The following is a 23,400-nucleotide window of genomic DNA, read 5'->3' on the forward strand; positions in this document are numbered from 1 at the left end:
GTCCGTCTGAGCCGGACGTCCGGGGCGGGGTGGGGTGGCTCAGCCGCGCCGTGGACGTGGGCCCGTAGGCCCCGCCCCGGACGTCCGGCTCAGACGGACAGGTGCGCCGCCGCGCGCCCGAGCCCTTCGGCCACGGAGGTGAAGGCATCCGCGGTGCGCACGCGCCCTTCGCCGAAGCGGCGCACGTAGAGCTGGCGCACCGCGGGAATCTGCGACGAGCCGCCGGTGAGGAACACCGCGTCGATGTCCCTCGCCTCCGCGTGCTTCTCCAGCAGGCCCGTGGTGCACGCGTCCAGCTCGTCCAGCAGGGGCTTGCTGAAGGTGTCGAACTCCTCGCGGGTGATGGGCTCGTGGAGGGTGATGCGGGCCTCCTCGAAGTCCACCGTGGCCTGCTCTTCCTGGGACAGGCGCACCTTGGCCGCTTCAATGGCGCGGAACAGGCGGTAGCCCAGGTTGTCCATGACGAGGTCGTACAGGGCCTGGATTTCGGCCTTGCGGTCGCTCGTGTTGAGCATGGTCTCCAGCAGCTCCTGGGTGGACTTCTCCCGGATGAAGGACATCTCGTGCCAGGTGAGCAGCTTGGCCATGATGTGCTGGGGAATGGGCAGCCGCTTGTCGCTGAAGCCGCGCACCTGGTAGGTGGAGCCCGCGCCGAAGCGGGGCAGCAGCTTGTGGCGCATGATTTCGGCGTCGAAGCGGTCTCCGCCGATGCGCACGCCCGTGGAGCCCACCACGTCCTGGCGGCGGTCCGGGTTGCCGCGGCGGCTGGGGCCCAGGCGCATCAGGGTGAGGTCGGTGGTGCCGGCGCCGAAGTCCGCCACCAGCACGAGCTCGTCGCGGGTGAGCTGGGCCTCATAGGCGAGCGCCGCGGCGATGGGCTCGATGAGGAACTGGACATGCTGGAAGCCCGCGAGCTCCGCGGCGCGCAGCAGGCGCTGCTGGGCCAGGGCATCCGCCTCCGGGTCCGGCGTGAAGACGGCGGGCCGGCCGAGCACGACGGCTTCGGGCGCGCCGCCCATGCTGCTCGCGGCGGCGTCCCGCACGCGGCGCAGCAGCACGGCCACCAGCTCTTCAATGGTGTAGGTGCGCCCCTTCACCTGGGTGGCGCGGAAGGAGCTGGAGTGGAGGAAGGACTTCACGGACTGGATGAAACGTCCGGTGTTGTCCTCCAGGTAGCGCTGGATGGCGTCGGCGCCGGCGTAGATGTCCTGCTCGTCGTCCGGGAAGAAGAGGACGGAGCGGAAGAGACGGGCCTCCGAGGTATGGGGTTGCAGGGACAGCACCGTGCCGTCAGGCAGGGCCGCGGCGGTGTTGCTGGTTCCGAAATCGAGTCCGCACGCACGCATGGGGGGCGCCCCTTACCGTTAAACCCCATCCATGGGTAGCGCTTCGTGCATCAACAAGTGGAGGTGGGCGGCCGGGAGGGCGGACGCCTGGCGCGGATGTGGGTTGGCGCGAGGATGCCGCTCGCCATCTTTCTCCCAGGACGTGCATGACGGACGGGAGACATCCAATGAGATTTCGAGCGGGGTGGTTGATGGCGGGCGCCGCTGCATTGACGCTGGGGACGGCGTGTGAAGAACGCGACCGGGGGACCCAAGGGCAGGCAAGCGGGCAGTCCACGGTGAATGACCAGTTGGCGCAGGCGCAGCAGCGCACGGAGAGCGCCTTCGGCTCGGCCCGCCAGGCCCAGGAGCAGGCGAGCAAGCAGCAGGAGCAGGCCGCCAGCGCCCAAAAGGAGCTCCACGAGAAGCAGCAGGCGTATCAGGAGGCCCAGGCCCAGGCGCATACGGCCTCGCAGGAGGCCCAGCAGGCCCAGCAGCGCGCGCAGCAGCAGGCGCAGCAGGCCCGGCAGGAGGCGCAGCAGGCCCAGCAGGAGGCGCAGCAGGCCCAGCGTCAGCAGAGCGAGAGGCTGGCGCAGCAGAACCAGCAGGCCCGCCAGCAGACCGAGCAGCTTCGTCAGCAGTCGCAGCAGCCGGTGGCCGTGGCGCCCGCGCCCCAGGCGCAACAGCAGCAGCAGGGCACCGAGCAGCAAATCGTCGGTGAGGTGCTGAGCGCCAACGACGACGAGCTGTTGCTCAGCTCACAGGGCGAGCCGCAGCTGCGCCTCCAGATGTCGCCGCAGACGCAGGTCACGGTGGACGGGCGCCAGGCCAGCGCTGGGGACATCCAGGAGGGCAGCCAGGTCCGGGCCTCGTACCGGACCGACGAGCAGAGCGGGGAGCCCCAGGCGGTGCGCATCGAGGCGACCTCGCAGGTGCAGCCCACGGCGCCGGCCGCTCCGGAGAGTGGCCAGTCCACCCCGGGTTCCCAGCAGCCCACGCAGTAGGTGGCATGGGCCGTCCGTCCTTCCCTCACGGTGAAGGGCGGACGCGTCATCGTCAGTCAGACTGCACTCGTGCTTTGACCCGTTGAGCCGGTGCGCGCGTCGTGCTCTAGGGCATGCGCATGATGCGTACGGCGACCTGGATTCCCCTCATCAGTCTGTTGCTCGTCATTCCCCTTCGCACCGTGGAGGCCCGGCCCGTCAGCGCGGAGGCCCAGCTCTGGTACACGGTGTCGGCGCAAGGGGGCATCGGGGAGCACTTCCTCTACTACCTGGAAGCCCAGCCGCGCTTCGGCAAGGACGACGCCCGCGCCATCCTCCGCTCGGCGGCGGGTGTGCGGGTGGGCCAGGACCTGTCGCTGTGGCTGGGGCCGGCCTGGATTCCGCTGTGGCAGTGGGAGGGTGACCCGGCCCTGCGCCAGGGCGAAAGCCGCCTCTTCCAGCAGCTCCTCTACACGCCGAAGTTCGGGCAGGTGGCGGGCACGCTCCGCGCCCGCCTGGAGCAGCGCTTCCTGCCCGGCACGACAGAGGTCTCCCACCGTGCCCGCGTCATGCTGCGCGGGGCGCGCCCCGTGGCCGCGCAGGGGCGGCTGTCGTTGATTGTCTGGGATGAGGTCTTCTACCACCTCAACTCGGTGGCGAATGGCCCCAGCGCCGGCTTCGACATGAACCGCGCGTTCGTCGGCGCGGGCTGGAAGCTCGGGGACCACTCCTCCATCGAGGTGGGCTACCTCAACGCCTTCACGCGCAGGCCCTCCGAGCAGACCGATCAGCTCATCCACACGCTCTCCGTCAACATGCCCTTCAATTACATGTAACGGAATGCGCTACAAAACGCGGAGGCCGGGTCAGGACGGACGCGGTCTCCGTGCGCAGCACCTGTGTCGCGGTGGTTGTTGAAATCGCGTTTCATGAGCCCGGGTGTTGTCTGTTTATTCAGAATGCGCTGACATGCGTGGCCTCGTTCCCCCAAGGAGGTTCACGTGAAGTCTCGTCTGGTCGTCATGCTGGCAGGGTTGTCGCTGGGGCTGTTCGCCGCCTGTGGCCCCGTGGAGTCGGAGTCGGAGCTGGTGGAGGTGGGGCAGTCCGAGGCGGAGGTTCAGCGCTACCTGTGTGGCGACGGGTTCTGTGACACCCTCAACGGGGAGAACGGCGACAACTGTCCCTGGGACTGCAACGTGCTCATGTGGTGTGGGGACGGGGTGTGCAACGGGCGCGAGACGAGTCGCACCTGCCCTGAGGACTGCGGCCTCATCCTCGCCTACTGTGGTGATGGCATCTGCAACGGCAACGAGACCACCAACACCTGCCCCCAGGATTGCGGCCCCGTCACCTGGTGCGGCGACGGAATCTGCAACGGCTCGGAGACGACCGCGACCTGCGACTTTGATTGTGGTTCCCTCTGTGGCGACGGCGTCTGCAACGGCCTGGAGACGCCCCGGAGCTGCCGGCAGGACTGCGGCCTCATCCTCGCCTGTGGTGACGGCATCTGCGGGCCGGGCGAGGACGTCGTGACGTGCTACGTCGACTGCTGCGTCGGCCCGCGCTGCCTGGATCCGAACCCGGACCCGGCCCCCTGGCCGTAATACACAGGTCCGCCACGTCTGGGCCTCACCTGGGCGTGGCGGGCGGGTTGAGTCGTTTCAACTGACCAGACAGACTGTGTGCCATTGGGGATGTGCCACATACGCTCCGTGGCCTTCAGGTCAACATGCGGCGCAGGCGCTTGGGAATCTCCTCCGTGCGCCAGCGCTGGACCTCGCGGGCAATCTCCGCCGCGCGCTTCGTCCGCTCCTCCCGGACCAGGGGGAGCAGCGCCCGAGCGGACTTGCGCTCGCGCGGCGCGGACTCCGCGGCCAGCCGCTCGAACAGCTCCAGCCGCACGTCGGCGTCATGCAGCTCGCCCAGGCCGTCCTGGAGCGGGACGAGCACCTCCAGCAGCGCGTCCAGGGTGCGGCGGAAGGCCGGCTGGAAGATCTCCAGCTCGTAGCGCAGCCGCTTCAGCTCCTTGCGCAGCTCGTGGGCGGACGCCGCGTCGGCCGCGTCCACGTACGTGTCGATTCGCTTCTGCACGCGCTTGAGGCGCTGGCGCAGCGTGTCCCGGACGCGGCGGCCAGCGAAGCGGTGCCCGTCATCCAGTCCGTCCAGCTTGCGCAAGAGCCGGGGCACCGTCTTGTCCACCCAGCGCTCCAGCTCCGCGTGCAGGCGCGTCTCGTGCGTCTCCAGCTCGGACAGCCGCTTCTTGCGCAGCGCCTGGATGCCGGCGCGCACCTGGGGCTTCTTGCTCGCCTTCCGGGCCACGCCCTCCAGCCACGCGGACTGGACGTGCACGTCGCGAACGCCCCCCAGCGCGTCCTGGATGCGCTTCACGTCGCGCTCCAGCTTCTTCAGGCCGCCCAGGGAGCGGAACACCTTGAGGGCGGCGCGGAGCCGCCGGGTGGCCACGCGCATGTCATGGACGGACTCGTCATCCACGGCGTCCTGGAAGCCGGCCTCTGGCTTGCGGACGTCCGCGAGCCGGCCCGCGAGGATGCGGCGCGCGGCGTCGCCCAGTCGGCTGTCGGGCCCGAGTCCTCGGATGGGCGTGGGGTGAGCCATCTATTCCTCCGTGCGTGCGTGTTGGCGGAGCATCCGCTCCACACCCTCCGGCCCCTCCCAGCCCAGGATGCGCGCGTCCTTGTCCTCGAAGCGCACGGCGGCGAGGAAGAAGTGCTCCAGCTCCTCTCGCTCGCGCCGTGGCAGTTGCTGGAAGTCCGTCAGGTGTCCGGCGCGGGACGGGGTGACGGGGACCGCGAGGATGCGGTCATTGCGCTCGCGTCCGCCGCCGCCCGTGTTCTGCTCCACCTGGAGCACGCCGAGCGCGCGGCAGGGCAGCACCACGCCGGGAAAGCTCGTGTCGTCCCAGTACACCATGGCATCCAGCGGGTCCCCATCCGGCCCCTGGGTGGAGGGGATGAAGCCCCAGTCGAAGGGATAGCTCAGGCCCCTGGGAAGCGGCCGTGAGAGGCTGAAGGCCTGGAGCGCCGTGTCGTACTTGAGCTTCAGCGTGGAGCCTCGGGGAGACTCGACGACGACGTGAAAGGCGCCTTGTTTCCCTCGCAAGGGCAACCGGGTGAGGTCCGTCACCATAGACAGCAAAGGTTGCGCCTGCCGTGGGTTCCGGCAAGCGCGTCCGGGCGGAAGCTTCGCCTCTTCAACCTTCACCAGCGCGCGGCCTCAGGAGCTGCAGCTCACCTCGAGGTGCCGGCCCCAGGCGGGCGGCGCCGCCGCGTAGGACTCCGCGTCGGGGTGCTCGGCGAACGGGTCCGACAGCACGCCGAGCAGCCGGTCCACGAGCGAGAAGTCCCCAGCCTCCGCGCGGGAGATGGCCTCCTGCGCCACCCAGTTGCGCAGCACGTACTTGGGGTTCACCCGGGCCATGCGCGCGTGGCGCTCTGGGTCCACGCTGCCTTCGGCGGCCAGCCGCGCCCGGTAGCGCCCGGCCCAGGCGTCGAAGCCCTCGGGGGCGGAGAACATGTCACGCACGGGACGGGCGTCCGAGCCCAGCGCGCGGAAGAAGCGCGTGTAGTCCACGGGGGCCTCTGCCATGCGGGCGAACAAGTCGCTCACCAGCTCGCGGTCCTCGTCGCGCGCCTCCCGCAGGCCCAGCTTCGCGCGCATCCGGTCCATGAAGTGCGCGTTGAAGGCGGGCTGGTAGGTGGCCAGCGCCGCGCGGGCCTCGTCCTCCGAGATGAGGGTGAGCAGCGCTTCGCCCAGACACGCGAGGTTCCACAGGCCGATGCGCGGCTGCTGGTCGAAGGCGTAGCGGCCCCGGTCGTCGGAGTGATTGCAGATGAAGCCCGGCTCGAAGTCGTCCAGGAAGCCGAAGGGCCCGTAGTCCAGCGTGAGGCCCAGGATGGACATGTTGTCCGTGTTCATCACCCCGTGCGCGAAGCCCACCGCCTGCCACTGCGCAATCAGCCGCGCCGTGCGCTCCACCACCTCCGTGTAGAAGCGCGCGTAGCGGCCCGCCTGGCCCGCCAGGTGAGGGAAGTGCTCGGTGATGACGTGGTCGGCCAGCGTGGCCACGTGCTCACGCTGTTCGGTGTAGTGGAAGAACTCGAAGGAGCCGAAGCGCACGTGCGAGGGCGCCATGCGCACCAGCATCGCGCCCGTCTCCACCGCCTCGCGGTACACCGGCGCCTGGCTGCCGAGGATGCCCAGGCCCCGCGTGGTGGGGATGCCCAGGCCGTGCATGGCCTCACCGCACAGGTACTCGCGGAGGGTGGAGCGCAGCACCGCGCGTCCGTCGCCCCCGCGCGAGAAGGGCGTGGGCCCGCCGCCCTTGAGGTGCAGGTCCCACTTCTCACCGGCGGCGTTGCGGACCTCGCCCAGCAGCAGGGCGCGGCCGTCGCCCAGCCGGGGCACGTACACGCCGAACTGGTGCCCCGCGTACACCATGGCGAAGGGCTCCATGCCCGGCAGGGGCGCTTCGCCGCCCAGCGCCGCGACGAACTCCGGCCGCCGCGCTTCCTCGGGCGTCAGGTCCAGGAGCTTCAAGGCGGCGGGGTTGACGCTCACCAGCTTCGCGTCCGGGAAGGGACTGGGGTGGACGCGCGCGCCAAACCCAGCGGGCAGGCGGGCGTAGGTGTTGTCGAATCGGAGCTGTTCGAGCGTGGCCATGACAGGGGAGAACACACGGCAGCGCGGCGGCCATCCGGCCACCGCGCTTCCAGGCAAGCTGCGTGGGACTACTTGAGCTCGGGGACCTTCATGCCGCGCTCCACGGCGGGACGGCTGCCCACGCGGTGGAGCCACTGCACGACGTTGCTGGAGCCCTGGAACAGCTCGGGGAAGTACGCGCGGGTGCCGGCCACCCAGGGGTACAGGGCGATGTCCGCGATGGAGTAGCGGCCCGCGACGTAGTCCCCCCCGCCCAGCTTTCCGTCGAGCACGCCGATGAGCCGCCGGGACTCGGCGTGGTAGCGCTCGATGCCGTAGGGGACCTTCTTGGGGGCGAAGCGGGCGAAGTGGTTGAGCTGGCCGAACATGGGGCCCACGCCGCCCATCTGGAACATCAGCCACTCCAGCACCTCCGCCCGGCCGCGCGGGTGGGAGGGCAAGAGCTGGCCCGTCTTCTCCGCCAGGTAGATGAGGATGGCGCCGGACTCGATGACGGTGAGCGGACGGTGGTCCAGCGCCGCGTGGTCGACGATGGCCGGAATCTTGTTGTTGGGGTTGATGGCCAGGAACTCGGGCTTGAACTGCTCGCCCTTCGTGATGTCCACCACGTGCGTCTTGTACTGGAGGCCCAGCTCCTCCAGGGCGATGGAGACCTTCTGCCCGTTGGGCGTAGCGAACGTATACAGGTCAATCATTCCTTGACTCCCGTGAGCTGCGCGCTCACCTGCCAGAGCCGCTCCGCGAGCGCGTCGTTCCGCGCGGCGGAGGACGGCTTCTTCGGACGGCATTTGTAGAAGTACTGCCCGGACACTGCCTCCACTTCGGGCGAGGACGCCAGGTAGATGGACGTCCGCGCTCCCTTCTCCGCCGAAAGCATGAACGCCGCGCCCAGCTTGACGATGTGGCGGAAGAACCCCTGCGTGTTGTGACCGAAGCCCGTGCGCACCACGCCCGGGTGCAGGGCGTTGGTCGTCACCTGCGTGCCCTCCAGCCGCTTCGCCAGCGCGCGGGTGAACAGGATGTTGGCCAGCTTCGACGTGCCGTACACGCGGAAGCCGATGAAGCTCCGCTCGCTCTGCAGGTCATCGAAGTCGAGCTTGCCCGCGGCGTGGGCATCCGACGAGACGTTGATGATGCGGGCCGGGCCGGTGGCCTTCATCACGTCCAGCAGCAGGTTCGTCAGGAGGAAGGGCGCGAAGTGGTTGGTGGCCATGGTGGCCTCCAGTCCGTCCTCCGTCACCTGGCGCTGGTCCAGGATGAGCCCCGCGTTGTTCAGCAGCACGTCCAGCCGCGGGTAGCGGGAGCGGAAGGTCTCCGCCAGCTCCCGCACGGACTTCAGGGAGGTGAGGTCGGCGCGGAGCCAGTCCACCTGGGCGCTGGGGGCGGCCTCCTTCACGGCGGCCACGGCCGCCTCGGTGCGGCCCGCGTCCCGGCCCACCAACACCACCGTGGCGCCCATGCGCGCGAGCGCCTTGGCGGCCTCCAGGCCAATGCCCCCCGTGGCCCCGGTGATGAGGCACACCTTCCCGTCCATGCGCGTCTGTGAAGTCAAAAGGCGTCCTCCAGCGTGAGAGGACGCCTTCTATACGCTGGAGCCTGTCCGCGCGCTTGCTCTTGAGCAGGCGCGCGGGGCCTTCCGGTGGTCAACGCTCCGCTCAGGCGTTGGACGGGGGAGTGGAGGCGTCCTGGGCGCGGACCTCACCGCCGCGGCGCACCCCCGCGCGAGGCTCGCCGTGCAGGTGGCTCTCCAGGAACCAGAGGTCCAGTTCGACCTCGCCCAGCGTCTGGGTGAGCAGGTCCGCGGTGACGGGGTCGTTCAGCTCGTCGGAGCGGTGGATGCCGCTGCGGATGCTGGCCCCGTAGCGGGCGAAGCGGTCCACCAGGGCCTTGAGGTGGTCGTCACCGTCCACGGCCTTCAGGTCGTACTCGGGCAGCTCGCTGTTCTTGGCCGCCAGCCGGATGGTGCCCTCGGCGTAGCCGCCCAGCGTGCCCGCGCGCTCGGCGAACTCGTCGGCTTGTTTGCGGACGTGCTTGGCCAGGTCGTCGAACAGCTCGTGGCGGCTGTAGAAGTGCCGGCCGCGGATGTTCCAGTGCGCTTGCTTGATTTGCCAATGCAGGTCGATGGCGTCGGCCAGCAGGGTGTTGAGCGAATCGATGAGCTCTTCACGGGCGTCTGTGGGGAGATTGACATGGCTTGGAAAGTTCATGGTCACCCCAAGGTGGGGATTCCTTCCGGGAATGCCAGTCCGCGCGCGACGCCTGGGGGGCAGGCGGCCGGGCTCCCGGCCGGTATGATGGGTGGACCATGCTTGCTCTCGACCTCGTGGAACGGCTGCGTCAGGTATCCCCCAGCGCGGCGAACGCGCTGCTGACGGTGGCGGTGAAGAACATCATCCCGCTGTCCTCGGTGATGGGCGTCCGGGTGGAGGACGCCTCGGATGCCCGGGCGAAGGTGTCCGTGCCGCTGAAGCGGCGCACGCGCAACCACGTGGGCAGCGTGTACCTGGGCGTGCAGGTGACGGTGATGGAGCTGACGATGGGCGTGTGGCTCTTCCGCCGCTTCCCGCCGGGCCGCTACCTGGCGCTGGTGAACGAGCTCCAGGTGTCCTTCCACGCGAAGGCCAAGGGCGGCGTGCGCGCCATCTGCGAGCCGCCTCCCGAGGTGTTCAACACCCTGGACGCCACGCTCCAGCAGAAGGGGGACAAGGCCCGCGAGTGGATTCCCGTCCGCCTGGAGGACTTCGAGGGCACGCACATCGCGGACGCCCGCTTCCTGGCGGTGCTGAAGAAGGCGTGAGGTGGCGTGGGGTTGACCCCTTGCGCCGGGGCCAGGCGGTGCCGGTCGTCATCCCCCCTGGCTCAGGTCGCGGCCGAGGTGCGCCGGGTCCTCGGTGTGGCACCGGCGCGCCGGATGAGGTCGCGAAAGGAGACCATCGCAGGGTCGGCGTGGGTTCGTTCGTGCCAGCACAGGTTGATGGTGAGGGTGAGCGAGGGCACCGGGCTCTGCAAGCCGCGGAGGCCGAGGCGAGGGCCGAGCCGGGAGAGCAGTGAGGCGGGCAGTGTCGCGACCAGGTTGGTCTCCGCGACCACGGCGGCGGCGGTACTGAAGTTCGGCACCACCAGCGCGACGTCGCGAGCGATGCCGAGCCGGGCGTAGGCGCCGGGCAACGCGCGGTAGCCCTTGCCGGGGGCCACCTGCACCTCGACGTGGCGCAGGTTGGCCAGCGCGCTCCTGGAGACACGGTCTCCTGCCTGGGGATGATTGTGACGCGCCACCAGCACGGTGCGCTCCCGGTAGAGGGGCTCCAGATGCAGGCCGGGGGACTTCTCGCCCACCGCGATGGCGACGTCGACCTCGGTGCTGGCCAGGCCGCCTCCCGTGAGGAAGGTGTCGATGCCCATCACCCGCAGCCTGGCGCGTGGCATCTCAGCGGCCAGCAGCGTGGCGATGCGAGGCAGCCGCACCATCTGTCCGGAATCCGCGATGGCGAGCGAGAACTCCCGCGTGGTCGTGGCGGGGTCGAAGGCCGCGCCGTGAACGGCGTGGTCAAGGTCTCTGAGGGCGCGGCTCAACGTGGGGGCCAGCGCCACCGCGCGGGGCGTGGGGACGATGCCCCGGCCGCTGCGGGCGAACAGCGGGTCGCCAAGCGCGACGCGCAGCCTGGCCAGGGCGTTGCTGATGGCCGACGGCGTGACATGGAGGCGGCGCGCGGCCCGCGCGACGCTGCGCTCGGTGAGGACGGCGTCGAGCACCACCAGCAGGTTGAGGTCGAGGGCGGAAATACTCATGAGTGGTGAGGATACCCATCACGAACAATCACTATCCGAAAATAAAGAAGCGACCCATGAAGGGGCCATGCCAAGGATGAACCTGCTGTTCCCGCTCCTCTCGGTCGCGCTCACCGCGTGCTTGCGCGTGGCGACCCCTCCCTTGCCTCTGGAAACAGCCATGCGTGACGTCAACGTCCTCGATTCCCACATGGCCTATCGGGAGGCGGGGCGCGGCCCTTCGGTGGTCTTGCTCCATGGAAACCCGACCTCGTCCTATGTCTGGCGCGACGTCATCCCCCATCTCTCGGACCGCTACCACGTGCTGGCGCCTGACCTGATTGGCATGGGCGACTCGGGCAAGCCGGACATCGCCTACCGCTTCGCCGACCAGGCCCGGTATCTCGACGCCTGGTTCGATGCGCTCGACCTGCGCGACGTCGTGCTCGTGGGCTACGACTGGGGCGGCTCGCTGGCCATGGACTGGGCCGCTCGCCACCCCGACAGGGTCCGCGGCCTCGTCGTGTACGAGACCTTCCTCCGCTCACTCGAGTGGAGCGACTACCCACCGCAAGGCGCCGAGCTGTTCAAGAACCTGCGGACGCCTGGCGTGGGGGAGACCTTGGTGCTGGAGCAGAACCAGTTCCTGGCCCGGTCGCTGGGGGTCGGCGTCAAACGGGGTCTGACCGCGGCTGAGGCCGCGGTGTACGCGGCGCCCTATCCAGACGCGCCTTCACGGCGCCCGTTGTTGGCGTGGCCGCGGGAGATTCCCATCGAGAATCAGCCGGCTGACATGATGGCGGTGCTGGAGCGCTATGTCGCTTGGATGGGAGCGTCGCCGGAGGTCCCCAAACTGCTGCTCACCTTCGACAGTCCGACGCCGCTCGGCGCTCCGTCCGTCGTCGAGTGGGCTCAAGGCCGGTTCGCCAACCTCGAGGTCGTGGCGCTCGGCGCGGCCGGTCACCACGCGAGTGAGGACCTCCCGGATGACATTGGACGGGCCATCGCCCATTGGCTTCGCAGCCTGGCGCCTCCGCGGGAGGAGGGGGGGAAGCCGGCCAGCGGACGGTAGCCGCGAGGCCGGAAGGGGGGCGTTCCAGCCGCGCCTGCCTGTTGCGCCACCCACGCTTGCCTGCCATCCGGCGAAGTCGGGTTGTCAGTCGTGCCTGGAGGGAAGGTGAGGGCGGGGAGTTGGCAGGCACGCGTCAGTCCCGTGCGCCAGTCCACAGGGCTGCTTCACTGTGGTGGCATGGCGAGGCAAGCTGTCCGCCGTGTCGCGGCGCGCTCAGCTGATTTTCATGCTCCTGGTTTCGGGGCTCCTGCACGGAGCGCTCTTCGTGGCGCTGTCGAGCCGTGCGCCCAGCGACCGCCAGCGCCGGGTGCCACCGCGTGCCGTCGAGATGGAGGTCGTCTACCAGGACGTGACGCCTCCCCTCGCGCCGCCGGTGCCTGAGCCCCGCCAGCCGCCTCCTGACGAAGCGCCTCCGCGCCCGCCACGGAAGTGGGCGCCGCCGCGCCACGCGGAGCGCCCGCGCCGAGCCGCGACGGAGCCCCCCGACACGTCCCAGGCACCTCCGTCCGAAGCCGCCCCGGCGGGCGCCGGAGCGCCGCCGCAGGTCCTGGCTCAAGACGTCCCGCCACAGCCACGGCCGCGTCCCAACCTGGAGCCAGAGGGCCTGCTGGGCGGTGGTCTGCTGGGCGGTGGCCCACCGTCGACGGGACGGACGCTCCGCCCTGGCGAAGCTCCCGACCCGAAGGCCGTGGCGGCCCGGCAGGCCGAGGAGGCCCGCGAGCGGGTGGACGGCTGGGCCCAGGACGCCGCCGCGAGCGCGCGCGCATCGAGCGGCGCCACGCACCCCTACTTCGCGAAGCTGCGGGAAGGCTTCGCCAGGCAGTTGGTGAACCCGCCACCCCCGGACCTGTCGGTGCTGGGCTCACGGATGAAGCGCGAGCAGGTGGAGGCCATCGCGCGCTTTGGAAAGACAGGCAGCCCCGTCGTCTCCGAGCCCCGGGACCACCGGCTGGAGCAGCGCAATCGCATGCAGGCGGCGGTCGAGGCCGGGCGCGCGGCGAACATGTACATGGCGGACGTCACCGCGCCGGTGCTCGCGCTCAAGGCCATCGTCGAGGTCTGGCAGGCGCGCGACGGGGAGTTGCTCGACCTCAAGGTGCTCGAAGGCTCCGGCGACCCGAACTTCGACACCTGGGCCGTGTCCCAGCTCCGGGAGGCGCTCGCCAGCGCCGACGCGCCCGAGCCCAGCGGGGGCCTGGGCATCCGGGATGACGGCATGCGCAGCCGCTGGCGACTGGAGGAGTACCTTGGGAATCCGCGCGTGCAGATTCACCTGATTGGCGTCTACTGACCCAGCCGGACGTTGGGCTGCTCGTCCTCCAGCATGAAGTCGACGATGGCCTTCCACGTCGACTCGAACTGGGGCCTGCGGAAGCCGGAGCCGGAGATGAGCCAGTCCACGTGCGGCGGCTGGTGCGCGGGCTGGTCGAAGTGGCCAATCGCATCCAGGTGGTCCGCGCGCACCGCGGCCAGCACCCGGCCATGCACCTGGGAGCGCGTGGGGACGATGCCGTCACACGCCGTGGGCCCGGGCATCGCGCCATAGGCCTGCACCAGCGCCGCCGTCTGTGCGGGGGTGTGCAGCGGCAGCGCGGTGAGCGGCATCCGCTGCGTCTGTCCGTATGTCAGCGCGTAGATGGTGTGCGTGAGCTGGGCATACGGGTCCAGCCCCGCCGCCATGCGCGTGCGCAGCGACGGCGGCCGCGCCTGCGTCACCACCGAGCCATACCGCACGCCGGGCCGCTCCAGCGTGCTGGCGTTGAACAGGTCGATGCCTTCCGGCGTGAGCTGCGGAATCAGCGACGTGTCGTTGCCCACGTCGCTCAGGAACTTCGACACCGCGTCACGACGCTCCGAGGAGAAGTCCCCCAGGAGCTGGTCATAGAGCTGGTCCAGCAGGGTGGGCTTGAACCCGAGCTGGTCATCCGCCCGCGCCAGCAGATGTCCGAAGCGGAACACCACGCGCAGCGGCAGCCGGCCGAAGCGCAGCACATACACGGTGAAGAGCGACAGCAGCTTGAGGATGCGCTGTCCGAACAGGCCCATGAAGAACGTGGCCAGCGGCGTGCCCGCGTGCGGGGTGGACACGGACGTCACGGAGCGCACGCGCCTGGCGAAGGGCTCCAGGTCCAGGCCCTCCGCCACCTGCGCGCCGGGGCTGACGAACAGCCGCGCGTCCAGCCCGCCCGTCGAGTGGCCGATGAGGTGGAGGGGCCCGTCATCTCCAGCGGCCGTCTCCTGCACGGCCCTCAGCAGGTCCGCGGTGCGCGTGCGGATGGAGGCCGTGGGGTGGGAGAGGACGATGATGACCTCCGACTCCACCTGCCTGCGGGCCAGCTCCGCCTTCAAGTAGTCCAGGGCGTGGCCGAAGTAGATGAGCTCGCCCAGGTTGATGAAGCCGAAAAAACCGGGGACGAGGTAGACGCGATGCTTGCCGGACATTGCCGCCACCATATCTGACGCGGCGCATGATACCTGTGGGGAATGCGTCCTCCGCCCGGAGGTTGACGCGCGCCGGCCGTCAAGTCCAGGACCGGCAACACCCACTCACAGTCACGACAGAAGGACGCCCGCACGTGGATCGCAGACTGCTCGCACTCGGCCTGCTCCTGTCCCTCCCCGCCGCCGCGGATGAGGGAATGTGGACCTACGACGCCTTTCCCTCCGACGCGGTGAACAAGGCCCATGGCTTCACGCCCACGCAGGCGTGGCTGGACCACGTCCGGCTCGGCTCGGTGCGGCTGGCCGGCGGCTGCTCCGCCAGCTTCGTGTCGCCGGAGGGACTGGTGATGACCAACCACCACTGCATCCGCGGCTGCATCGAGGATTTGTCCTCGCCGAAGAAGGACCTGCTGGCCAAGGGCTTTTATGCGTCAAGCGCCGCGCGGGAGCTGCGCTGCCCCAAGGTAGAGGCCAACCAGCTGGTGGAGATGACGGACGTCACCGCGCGGATGAACGCGGCGACGAAGGGCCTCACTGGCGCGGCCTTCAACACCGCGCTGAAGAAGGAGACGGCCGCGGTGGAGGCCGCCTGCGCCACGTCCGGAGACGTGCGCTGTGACGTGGTGACGCTCTTCAACGGCGGCAGGTATCACCTGTACAAGTACCGCCGCTTCCAGGACGTGCGGCTCGTCTTCGCGCCCGAGTTCTCCATGGCCGCCTTCGGCGGTGACCCGGACAACTTCAACTTCCCGCGCTTCGGCTTCGACGCGGCCTTCCTGCGCGTGTGGCAGGACAACGCGCCCGCGAAGAGCCCGCACTTCCTGCCGTGGGCGAAGCAGGGCGCGAAGGAGGGGGACCTCGTCTTCGTCTCCGGCCACCCCGGTGGCACCGAGCGCAAGGCGACCGTCGCCGAGCTGGAGTTCCAGCGCGACGTCAACCTGCCGTACACGCTGCTCCAGCTCGCCGAGCTGCGCGGCATGCTGCGCGAGTACGCCGGGGGCTCCGCGGAGCGCTACCGCACCACGCGCTCCCTGCTGCGCGGCGTGGAGAACGGGCTCAAGGCGCTGCGCGGGCGGCACCAGGCGCTGGCGGACCCGGCGCTGCTGGCCGGCAAGCGTCAGGACGAGGCGGCGCTGCGCCAGAAGGTGGACGCCAACGCGCAGGTGAAGGCCGCCACCGACGGCGCATGGGAGGAAATCACCCAGGCGCTGGACGTGTACCGCCGCATGCTGCCCGACTACCGCATGAAGGAGGCCGGGGACGCCTACCCCTCCGAGCTCTTCCGCATGGCCCGGCACCTGGTGCGCGTGGCGGAAGAGAAGGAGAAGCCCAACGCGGAGCGGCTGCGCGAGTACACCCAGGCCCAGCTCCCCACGCTGGAGCAGCAGCTGCTGCGCGACGCGCCGGTGACGCTCGATCTGGACCAGGCGCTGCTGACGTTCGGCCTCACCCGCGTGCGCGAGACGCTGGGCGCGGATGATGCCTTCGTCCAGCAGGTGCTCGGACGCGAGGCGCCCGCGGACCTGGCGCGCGCCCTGGCGCGTGGCACGAAGCTGCGGGACGTGAAGGTGCGCGCCGCGCTGCTCAAGGGCGGCAAGGCGGCGGTGGTGGCCTCCAAGGACCCGATGATTCTCTTCGCGCGCAAGGTGGACGCGGAGGCCCGCGCGGCTCGCAAGCGCTACGAGGACACCGTGGAGGCGGTGCTCAAGCGCAACGGCGAGCGCATCGCCAAGGCGCACCTCGCGGTGTACGGCACCTCCGGTTATCCGGACGCCACCTTCACCCTCCGCCTCAACGCGGGGCAGGTGAAGGGCTGGGATGAGAATGGCCGCCCCGTGGCGGCGCTCACCACCTTTGGCGGCGCGTATCAGCGGCACACCGGCAAGGCGCCGTACAAGCTCCCGGACACCTGGCTGAAGGCGCGCGGCAAGGTGCCGCCCCAGACGCCGTTCGACGTGGCCACCACCAACGACATCATCGGCGGCAACTCCGGCTCGCCCCTGGTGGACCGCGACGGGCGCGTGGTGGGGCTCATCTTCGATGGGAACCTGCACTCGCTGGGGGGCCGCTATGCCTACGTCCCCGAGACGAACCGAGCGGTCGCCGTACACGGCGAGGGCATCCTGGCGGGGCTGGAGCACGTCTACGGGGCCAGGCGCGTGGTGGACGAACTGCGCACCGCCAGCGACGCCGCGCTCTTGCCCGCGAAGTAGTCGCGGCTCTCAAGAACTGAGACGCCTTGGCCGCGGTGGCCAAGGCATGTCAGAGGGAGCAGGATAGAATCCGGTTCAAAGCTGAAAACCGGTTACTCATGGCTCCCTCCAAACCCAATGACATTCCCCTCGGCTCGGTGCTGAGGGAGACCTATGAGATTGCAGGCGTCCTCGGCCGGGGTGGCATGGGGACCGTCTTCCTGGCCAACCACCTGCGGCTGCGTGGACGGCAGGTGGCCATCAAGGTGCTGCGGCACGATGCGGGCATGGGGGCGGAGGCCCTCGTGCGCTTCCGGCGCGAGGCGGAGATTGCCTCGAAGCTGGGGCACCCCAACATCGTCGAGGTGCTGGACTTCGACAGCCTCGAGGATGGCTCGCCCTACATGGTGATGGAGTGCCTGCGCGGCCAGCCGCTGTCGCGCAGGCTTCGCAAGGGCCCGATGACGCTGGAGGAGGTGTTCTCCTGCACACGGCAGATGGGCTCGGCGCTCCAGGCCGCGCACCGCGCGGGCATCGTCCACCGTGACCTCAAGCCGGGCAACGTGTTCCTCGTGCCCACCGAGGTGGGCGGCGTGATGATGGAGCACGTGAAGCTGCTCGACTTCGGCATCTCCAAGGTCATCGACTCGCAGAGCGTGCACACGCAGGGCGGCATCCTGCTGGGCACGCCGCAGTACATGGCGCCCGAGCAGGCCACCGGGAAGAACGGCGAGGTGGACCCGCGCACGGACATCTTCGCCTTCGGGTGCCTCGTCTACGAGATGCTGGCGCGCCGGCTGCCCTTCCGGGACAACGGCAACCTCGCGGAGCTCATCTACCGCATCGTCTATGATCCGCCGGAGCCCCTGGATGCGCTGGTGTCGGACCTGCCGGACCACGTCATCGCGGCGGTGGAGAAGGCGCTGGAGAAGCGCCCGGAGGACCGCTTCCCGGACGTGGGCGGCTTCATCTCCGCGCTGACGGGGCGCGCGCTCCAGACGATGGGCGAGGTGCCGATGCTCACGCCGCTGAGCACGCCGCGGCTCGCGGTGGAGTTGGCTCCGGAGTCGAAGCCGGAGACGGTGCCCGGCAGGCGCTCGGGACACGGGACGAAGGAAGGCGACGTCGACGCGAAGCCGCCATTCCGGGAGTCGGAGACGGTCAGCCTGCCAGCGCCCGCGCCCGCGGTCGTTTCCTCCCACGACGCCGCGACCATCGCCGAGGCGATGCCCTTGCCGGAGCTGGAGGCGCCCCCGGCGCGCCCCGTCGTGGCGCCAGCGGACGTCGTGCCCGCGCCCATCGCCCGCTCGCCCGTGGCGAGGTCACCCTCCGCGGGGGCTCCAGGCCCGGGTGCCCGGAAACCGACGCCTCGGGACGGGGGGAGGGCGCCTGACGCGGCTCGGCCCGCACGTCCGCCAGCAGGGGGCGCGCAGGCCGGTGTCGCGTCGCCCAAGGTGGTCCCCGCGCCCATCGCGAGGTCGCCTGTCGCCGGGGGCCCGTCCGCGCCTGGCGCTGCCCGGAATGGACCGCCCGCGCCAGACGCGGGCGCGGTGGGGTCGACCGTGCTGCTGCGCTCGAAGACGGGCGTGGCCCCGTCGGCCTCGCAGGGCGTGCTCGCCGCCCAGCCGAAACGGAAGCTGACGCCGCTCACGGTGGTGATGATGGTGGCGCTCGGAGCCGCCGTGGCCTTCGCCGCGTGGCCACGGCCGTCTCCACGCGTGGAGGCGTCAGGAACGCCCGCCGCGGGCGCGGAGTAGCGCCCCGCTCACGCGGAGGCGTCAGGCGCGATGACCGAGCGCGCCTCGAGCACGAGGCCGTGCTCGGGCTGAACCCTCCGGCGCTTCCTCGAAGGTCAGCCCCTTCGGACCGTGGGGCCGTGCCCTGTCAGGACCCGGACCGAACCCAACCTGCTGAGTTCGAGGCTCGACAGCCCGGACAGGACGCAGCAGGGCGTTGGTGCGGCGCGTCAGGGTTTACGTATCCTGAAGAGGGCTGACACGCCGGTTCATGTCATGCCCAACACCGAGCGTAGGCGGGCGCGGGGAGGGCAAGGGGCCCTCGGGGGGAGCCTGTCGTCGCCGGTGGACCCACCGTGTACGGCCACGTCCCCCCGGGGCGGACGGCCGTCCAGGGCCCGGTCCCAGCCGGGAGTGGGGCTCGGCTGGGACCGGGGGCCCTGTGTGATGTAGCATTGCTGACAGTGCCGGGGGGGAAGGGGAGATGCACGATGGTGGTGGAGGCTCCAGAACCCGGGAAACTATCGGCGATTCTCTTCACGGGCATTGAGGGCCCTGATGGGCTCTCATGGCGTGACGAATCGCTCCAGAACGACATGCGGGATGAGCATGCGCTGCTCGTCCGTGAGTTGTTGCCGCGCCATGGTGGGCGCGAGGTGAAGCGGATGGAGGATGGCTTCCTCCTGGAGTTCGAGGGCGGCCCCTCGGCGGTGGACTTCGGTCTGGAATTGCAGCGCGTCCTGGAAGCCCGCAACGAAGACGTGTCCGCGGAGCGCCGGGTCGTCTTGCGCGTGGGTGTCCACCTGGGCCTGGTGGTCCACCGCGACGGTGACGTGTTTGGCGAAGGCGTCAACCTGGCCGCGCGCATCGAGGCGCTGGCCCGTCCCGGCACGCTCTATGTCAGCGAGACAGTGGCGCGTCAGGTGGAAGGCCGTCTGGCTTCACCGCCGGTTCGCCTGGGCCGTGGCGAGATGAAGAACATCCGGTTGCCCGTGGCCGTCTACCGCATCGACCCGCCCGAGCACCGCCGCCGGATGCCGCTGCTGTCGCGCATGCGCTCCTTCTGGGGGCGCCGGAGCGCGGCGCACTGACGCGCACAAGCGCGGGCGGGCCTGGGCGAGCGGCGTTATAGAGGCCGCCCCATGCCCCAGCTCACGCTCGTCGTCGGTTCGAAGAACTACTCCTCCTGGTCCCTGCGGCCCTACCTCGCGCTGGCCCACACGGGGCAGCCCTTCCAGGAGGTGGTGGTTCCGCTGGCAGTGCCGGACACGGAGGACCGGATTGCCCGGTACTCCCCCAGCAAGCGCGTGCCGGTGCTCCAGCACGGCGACCTGAGCATCTGGGACTCGCTGGCCATCTGTGAGTACCTCGCGGAGACCTTCCCCGAGGCGCGGCTGTGGCCCCAGGACACGGCGGCCCGCGCGGTGGCCCGCGCCGTCACCGCGGAGATGCACTCCAGCTTCGGCGCGCTCCGGCAGCACATGAACATGAACCTGCGCGCGCGCAGCCCGGGCAAGGGCCGGGCGCCCGGCGTGGCGGAGGACATCGCCCGCATCCAGGCCATTTGGAAGGACTGTCGCGGCCGCTTCGGCCAGGGCGGGCCCTTCCTCTTCGGCCGCTTCTCCATCGCGGATGCCTTCTACGCGCCCGTCGTCACCCGCTTCGTCACCTACGGGGTGGAGCTGGACGCGGTGAGCGCGGCCTACCGCGACGCGGTGCTCGCGCTGCCCGCGCTCCAGAAGTGGACCGAGGAAGGGCGGAGCGAGCCCGGCATCCCGAAGTACGACTGAGCCTCCGCCCTCAACGCGCTACCTGCTCGCGGGGGCCGGCGTCACCTCTTCGATTCGGGTGGCGCCGTCGCGCACCCGCTCGAACAGCGCGTCGTAGCGGCCCTCCGCGTAGAGCCGCGTCAGCTCCGGGTAGCGGCCCTGGCGCAGCTCGCGCAGGTACGCGTACTTCGTGGCGTGGTAACCCGCCACCGCCCAGGCCAGGCGGGAGGCCGCCGCGCCGCCGCGCCACAACGCCCCCTTCAGGAGGCAGTCGCGCGCCCAGGACGCCAGGCGCTGCACGCCCACCGGCTTGAGGCCGCGCTGCTCGGCATGGGCGCGCAGGGCCCACAGCAGGGCATAGCGGTCCTCCTTCACCGCGCGGTACTCCACCGACGTGGCGAAGCGGTGCTCGATGAAGGCGTGGACGCGCCCGCCCGCCAGCTTCGGCAGGGCCTCGTGGACAATCTGCTCCGGCCGCCACACGGCCTTGTCCTTGCGCACCAGCCGCGCCCGCCACTGCGTGCGGTAGCGGAAGCGGCGCGCCCCCAGCTCGGCCCAGTCGCGGCGGGGCAGCCGGTACACGGCCGCCGTGGGCGAGGTGGCCCTCCACGCGCGCAGCGTCTCCACCGCCTCGGGCTCCAGGTGTTCGTCCGAGTCGAGGAAGAAGACGTAGTCACAGGGCGCCAGGGCGTTCACCGCGGTCTCACGCGCGGCGCCGTAGCCGCGCCACGCATGGGGCACGGAGCGCGCGCCCAGCGAGCGCACCAGCTCCGCCGAGCCATCCGTGGCCCCGGAGTCCAGCGCCACCACGTCGTCGCAGAGGGCCAGCAGCCCGCGCAGGCACGGCTCCAGCGTGTCCCGGTTGTTCCGGTGGAGGACGTAGCCGCCCAGCTTCATAGACCCAGGGCCTCGAGCTGCGCGTCAAAGGCGTCAGCGGTGGTGAAGAGCCGGCCATGCAGGCCCACGGCCTCGGCGGCCTGGACGAACTCGGGCAGGTCATCGAAGAAGACGGCCTCCTCCGGGGCGCAGCCCACGCCCGCCAGCGCGAGCCGGAAGATGTCCGGCTCCGGCTTCACGTGGCCCACCTCGCAGCTCATCACCACGCTGTCGAAGCGCTGGAGCACCGGCAGCAGCGGGCGCAGGTGGGCGACGTGCAGCGCGTTGGTGTTGGACACCAGCCCCACGCGCACCCGGCCCAGGAGCGCCTCCACGCGCGGCAGCACGGCGTCATGCAGCGTGAAGTGGCTGCTCCACAGCGGGGCGAACTCCGCCATGGGCAGGTCCACGTCCAGCGCGCGGCACACGTCCTGGCGGATACCCTCCGCGCCCAGCACGCCCCGGTTGGCGTCCGTCCACCCCGCGCCCGTCAGGCGCCGGGCCACCTCCGCGGCCTCCAGGTCCGCGCGGGCGCCCAGCCGGGAGAAGAGCAGGGTGTTGTCGTGGAAGACGAGGACGTTGCCCAGGTCCAACAGCACTGCCTTCACCTGCGCCATGCGAGCTCCTTCAGATGCGATAGGCGCGAGCCACGTCCTGCATCTGCTCGGACACGTCCTGGAGCAGCTTCGCCGCCCGGGTGGTGGCCGCCAGGCTTTCCTGGGTGTCGTTCATCATGGAGGACAGGTCGGTGACCGCGCTGAAAATCTGGGCGATGCCCGCGTTCTGCTGGCTCACCGCGCCGGCAATCTGCCGCACCGCGGTGGCGTTGTCCTGGATGATGGCGGCCAGCTCCTTCAGCCGCTCGCCGGTGCCGCGCACCTGCTCCAGGCCGGCTTCCATGTTCGTGTGGCCCAGCTCCGTCATCTTCGCGGTGGAGAGGATGGCGCTGCCCAGGTCGCCCAGGATTTCGCGCACCCGGTCCGTGGCCTGGATGGACTGGTCCGCCAGGCTGCGAATCTCCCGCGCCACCACGTTGAAGCCCTTGCCGTGCTCGCCGGAGCGGACGGCCTCGATGGCGGCGTTGAGCGCCAGCATGTTGGACTGGTCCGCCAGGTCCTTCACCGTCTGCGTGATTCCGCCAATCTGCTGCGTGCGCTCGTTGAGCTGGGCGATGCGCTCCGTCATCTGCTCGGCCTGGGACAGGATTTCGGAGAAGCCGCCCAGGCTGTCCCGGATGGCCCCTTCGCCCGCGCGTCCCACCTCTTCGGCCATGGAGGCGCGCTTGAGCACGTCCTCCGCCTTCTCCGAGGCCAGCACCGACGTCTGCTTGATTTCCTGCGCCGTCACCTGCGTCTGCTGGAGGGCCGCGGCCTGGCGGGCCACGTTGCGCTCCTGCTGCGTCGACGCCGTCTGCAGCTCCGCCACCGTCTCGCTGAGCACGCGCGTGCCGGTGTGCAGGCTCTGCGCCGTCTCCCGCAGCTGGAACACCAGCAGGCCGAAGGCGCCGGCCAGCTCGCCCACCTCGTCGTTGCCGGCCTTCACGTCCAGCGTCTGCGTGAGGTCGCCTTCGCTCACCAGCCGCGTCACCGCCGCGCGCAGGGCCAGCACCGGACCGGAGATGCGGTGCGACAGCAGCCACGCGCCCACGACGGCCAGCACGATGAAGCCCACCGCCATCAGCAGCGCCACCCGGCTCACGCGCTCCACGGGGGCGTAGGCCTCCGCCGGGTCCACGCGCGCCACGAAGTGCCAGCCGTCGGCCACGTCGCGCACGTCCGTGCCGTTGACGGCCGTGACGGCCAGCAGCCTGTCATTGCCCTGGGCGTTCGCGCCGCGTGAGTCATACAGCACCGCGCCGTCCGGCCGCTGGAGGCTCACCGCGAAGCTCTTCAGCGCGCGCTGGTGGGCGCGGGCGAGCGCCGGCTGCACCAGCTGGTCCACGTGGGTCCAGTCAAAGGCGGCCAGCAGCACGCCCAGCCGGTGCTTGGAGACCGGGTCCAGCACCGGGAAGGCCAGCGACAGCACGTGGCCGGTGAAGATGGGGTGCTCCTCGGTGATGCCCTCGCTGCTGGTGCGCCCCTGCTGGGCCTCCACGAACCAGGGGCTGCGCCGCACCTCGTCCTGCCGGCGCAGGTACTCGTCGCGCAGGGCCGGCGTGTTGGCGGAGATGGCTCGGCCGGTGTCGTCGAAGACGACGATGCCGTTGAGGGTGAGGTAGCGGCTCTGGAGCACGCCGAGCATGGCGTCGGAGGGCGCGACGTCACCCCGCAGCGCGGCGCGGACCGCGGCGTCCTCGGACCAGCCGCGGGCGCTGGCCTCCCGTTCGGCCAGCGTGGCCTCCAGCAGGTCCTTCACGCCTTCGGCTTCGCTCAGCAGCGACGCGCGAATCTGCTCTTCCATCACCTGCCGCGCGCTGCGGGCCTGGAGCCACGTCAGCGTCAGCAGCGGGACGACCGACAGCAGCGTCGCGTAGAGCGTGAGGCGCCCGCGAAGGGACTTGGTTCCAGGAAGAGAAAGGGCCATGTGGCGCGGCGGGCAGCGTGCGGGGGCCTCCCAG

Annotated in this window: 22 protein-coding genes; 10 read left to right on the plus strand and 12 right to left on the minus strand. The window is 70.4% G+C overall.

Features of this window, described 5'->3' with window-relative positions; genetic code table 11:
• Positions 1–89 precede the first annotated feature (89 nt).
• Positions 90–1,346, minus strand: a complete 1,257-nt coding sequence (locus HV824_RS18455) for an Hsp70 family protein (protein ID WP_176416747.1) — start codon at positions 1,344–1,346, stop codon at positions 90–92.
• Positions 1,347–1,513: 167 nt separating this feature from the next.
• Here HV824_RS18455 and HV824_RS37445 point away from each other — a divergent pair, with 167 nt between their 5' ends.
• The 3 genes from HV824_RS37445 to HV824_RS18470 all read left to right on the plus strand — a co-directional run bounded on the left by HV824_RS37445 (position 1,514) and on the right by HV824_RS18470 (position 3,912).
• The gene (locus tag HV824_RS37445; RefSeq protein ID WP_255208144.1) at positions 1,514–2,329 is read left to right on the plus strand and encodes a hypothetical protein; all 816 of its coding nucleotides are present in this window, start codon (positions 1,514–1,516) and stop codon (positions 2,327–2,329) included.
• 119 nt (positions 2,330–2,448) lie between these two features.
• Entirely contained in the window at positions 2,449–3,144 is a 696-nt protein-coding gene (locus HV824_RS18465) for a DUF2490 domain-containing protein (RefSeq protein WP_255208145.1), read from the plus strand.
• 165 nt (positions 3,145–3,309) lie between these two features.
• Positions 3,310–3,912: a hypothetical protein gene (locus HV824_RS18470; RefSeq protein ID WP_176416749.1), complete on the plus strand. Its 603-nt coding sequence runs from the start codon at positions 3,310–3,312 to the stop codon at positions 3,910–3,912.
• Between the two features lie 115 nt (positions 3,913–4,027).
• Here HV824_RS18470 and HV824_RS18475 read toward each other — a convergent pair whose 3' ends face one another.
• The 6 genes from HV824_RS18475 to dps form a co-directional block, all read right to left on the minus strand.
• Positions 4,028–4,924: a CHAD domain-containing protein gene (locus tag HV824_RS18475; protein WP_176416750.1), complete on the minus strand. Its 897-nt coding sequence runs from the start codon at positions 4,922–4,924 to the stop codon at positions 4,028–4,030.
• Positions 4,925–5,455: an inorganic diphosphatase gene (locus tag HV824_RS18480; RefSeq protein ID WP_176423903.1), complete on the minus strand. Its 531-nt coding sequence runs from the start codon at positions 5,453–5,455 to the stop codon at positions 4,925–4,927.
• Positions 5,456–5,542: 87 nt separating this feature from the next.
• Entirely contained in the window at positions 5,543–6,988 is a 1,446-nt protein-coding gene (locus HV824_RS18485; RefSeq protein WP_176416752.1) for a YdiU family protein, read from the minus strand.
• 68 nt (positions 6,989–7,056) lie between these two features.
• A complete protein-coding gene (locus HV824_RS18490; protein WP_176423904.1) occupies positions 7,057–7,683 on the minus strand; it encodes a glutathione S-transferase family protein in 627 nt (208 codons plus the stop codon).
• Positions 7,680–8,522 carry an SDR family oxidoreductase gene (locus HV824_RS18495; protein ID WP_176416841.1) on the minus strand — a complete coding sequence of 281 codons (843 nt, stop codon included), beginning with the start codon at positions 8,520–8,522 and terminating at the stop codon, positions 7,680–7,682. Before HV824_RS18495 ends, HV824_RS18490 begins: the two co-directional genes overlap by 4 nt.
• Before the next feature lie 121 nt (positions 8,523–8,643).
• Positions 8,644–9,195, minus strand: coding sequence for a DNA starvation/stationary phase protection protein Dps (gene dps / locus HV824_RS18500; protein WP_176416754.1), 552 nt, complete (start codon positions 9,193–9,195; stop codon positions 8,644–8,646).
• 98 nt (positions 9,196–9,293) lie between these two features.
• Here dps and HV824_RS18505 point away from each other — a divergent pair, with 98 nt between their 5' ends.
• Positions 9,294–9,785, plus strand: coding sequence for a DUF4442 domain-containing protein (locus tag HV824_RS18505; protein ID WP_176416755.1), 492 nt, complete (start codon positions 9,294–9,296; stop codon positions 9,783–9,785).
• A 62-nt stretch (positions 9,786–9,847) separates the two neighbouring features.
• Here HV824_RS18505 and HV824_RS18510 read toward each other — a convergent pair whose 3' ends face one another.
• Positions 9,848–10,777 carry a LysR family transcriptional regulator gene (locus HV824_RS18510; RefSeq protein WP_176423905.1) on the minus strand — a complete coding sequence of 310 codons (930 nt, stop codon included), beginning with the start codon at positions 10,775–10,777 and terminating at the stop codon, positions 9,848–9,850.
• Positions 10,778–10,937: 160 nt separating this feature from the next.
• Here HV824_RS18510 and HV824_RS18515 point away from each other — a divergent pair, with 160 nt between their 5' ends.
• Both HV824_RS18515 and HV824_RS18520 read left to right on the plus strand, forming a co-directional pair.
• Complete coding sequence (locus HV824_RS18515; protein WP_217917522.1) at positions 10,938–11,828, plus strand: haloalkane dehalogenase; 891 nt, start codon at positions 10,938–10,940, stop codon at positions 11,826–11,828.
• Between the two features lie 226 nt (positions 11,829–12,054).
• The gene (locus HV824_RS18520) at positions 12,055–13,119 is read left to right on the plus strand and encodes a TonB C-terminal domain-containing protein (protein ID WP_217917523.1); all 1,065 of its coding nucleotides are present in this window, start codon (positions 12,055–12,057) and stop codon (positions 13,117–13,119) included.
• On the opposite strand, the gene HV824_RS18525 is transcribed toward HV824_RS18520, so the two are convergent.
• Complete coding sequence (locus HV824_RS18525; RefSeq protein ID WP_255208146.1) at positions 13,113–14,270, minus strand: triacylglycerol lipase; 1,158 nt, start codon at positions 14,268–14,270, stop codon at positions 13,113–13,115. The genes HV824_RS18520 and HV824_RS18525 overlap by 7 nt on opposite strands.
• A 134-nt stretch (positions 14,271–14,404) precedes the next feature.
• On the opposite strand from HV824_RS18525, the gene HV824_RS18530 reads away from it, so the two are divergent.
• The 4 genes from HV824_RS18530 (at position 14,405) to HV824_RS18545 (ending at position 19,988) form a co-directional block, all read left to right on the plus strand.
• Positions 14,405–16,483 carry a S46 family peptidase gene (locus tag HV824_RS18530; protein WP_176423907.1) on the plus strand — a complete coding sequence of 693 codons (2,079 nt, stop codon included), beginning with the start codon at positions 14,405–14,407 and terminating at the stop codon, positions 16,481–16,483.
• A 98-nt stretch (positions 16,484–16,581) separates the two neighbouring features.
• The gene (locus tag HV824_RS18535) at positions 16,582–18,219 is read left to right on the plus strand and encodes a serine/threonine-protein kinase (protein WP_176423908.1); all 1,638 of its coding nucleotides are present in this window, start codon (positions 16,582–16,584) and stop codon (positions 18,217–18,219) included.
• A 470-nt stretch (positions 18,220–18,689) separates the two neighbouring features.
• Complete coding sequence (locus HV824_RS18540) at positions 18,690–19,289, plus strand: adenylate/guanylate cyclase domain-containing protein (protein WP_163784866.1); 600 nt, start codon at positions 18,690–18,692, stop codon at positions 19,287–19,289.
• A 51-nt stretch (positions 19,290–19,340) separates the two neighbouring features.
• Positions 19,341–19,988 (plus strand): glutathione S-transferase family protein, encoded by a 648-nt coding sequence (locus HV824_RS18545; RefSeq protein ID WP_176416761.1) that lies wholly within the window; start codon positions 19,341–19,343, stop codon positions 19,986–19,988.
• A gap of 18 nt (positions 19,989–20,006) precedes the next feature.
• Here the strand turns inward: HV824_RS18545 and HV824_RS18550 are convergent, their stop codons facing one another.
• Genes HV824_RS18550 through HV824_RS18560 form a run of 3 tightly spaced genes read right to left on the minus strand, consistent with a single transcriptional unit; the run spans position 20,007 to position 23,366 of the window.
• Positions 20,007–20,864 carry a glycosyltransferase family 2 protein gene (locus HV824_RS18550; protein ID WP_176416762.1) on the minus strand — a complete coding sequence of 286 codons (858 nt, stop codon included), beginning with the start codon at positions 20,862–20,864 and terminating at the stop codon, positions 20,007–20,009.
• Complete coding sequence (locus tag HV824_RS18555; protein WP_176423909.1) at positions 20,861–21,460, minus strand: HAD family phosphatase; 600 nt, start codon at positions 21,458–21,460, stop codon at positions 20,861–20,863. The genes HV824_RS18550 and HV824_RS18555 overlap by 4 nt, the downstream gene beginning before the upstream one ends.
• A gap of 10 nt (positions 21,461–21,470) precedes the next feature.
• On the minus strand, positions 21,471–23,366 hold the full coding sequence (locus HV824_RS18560; protein ID WP_176416764.1) for a methyl-accepting chemotaxis protein: 1,896 nt from the start codon (positions 23,364–23,366) through the stop codon (positions 21,471–21,473).
• Positions 23,367–23,400: the final 34 nt, after the last annotated feature.

It is taken from the genome of Myxococcus sp. AM009 (assembly GCF_013372605.1).
In the GTDB taxonomy this organism is placed as follows: domain Bacteria; phylum Myxococcota; class Myxococcia; order Myxococcales; family Myxococcaceae; genus Myxococcus; species Myxococcus vastator.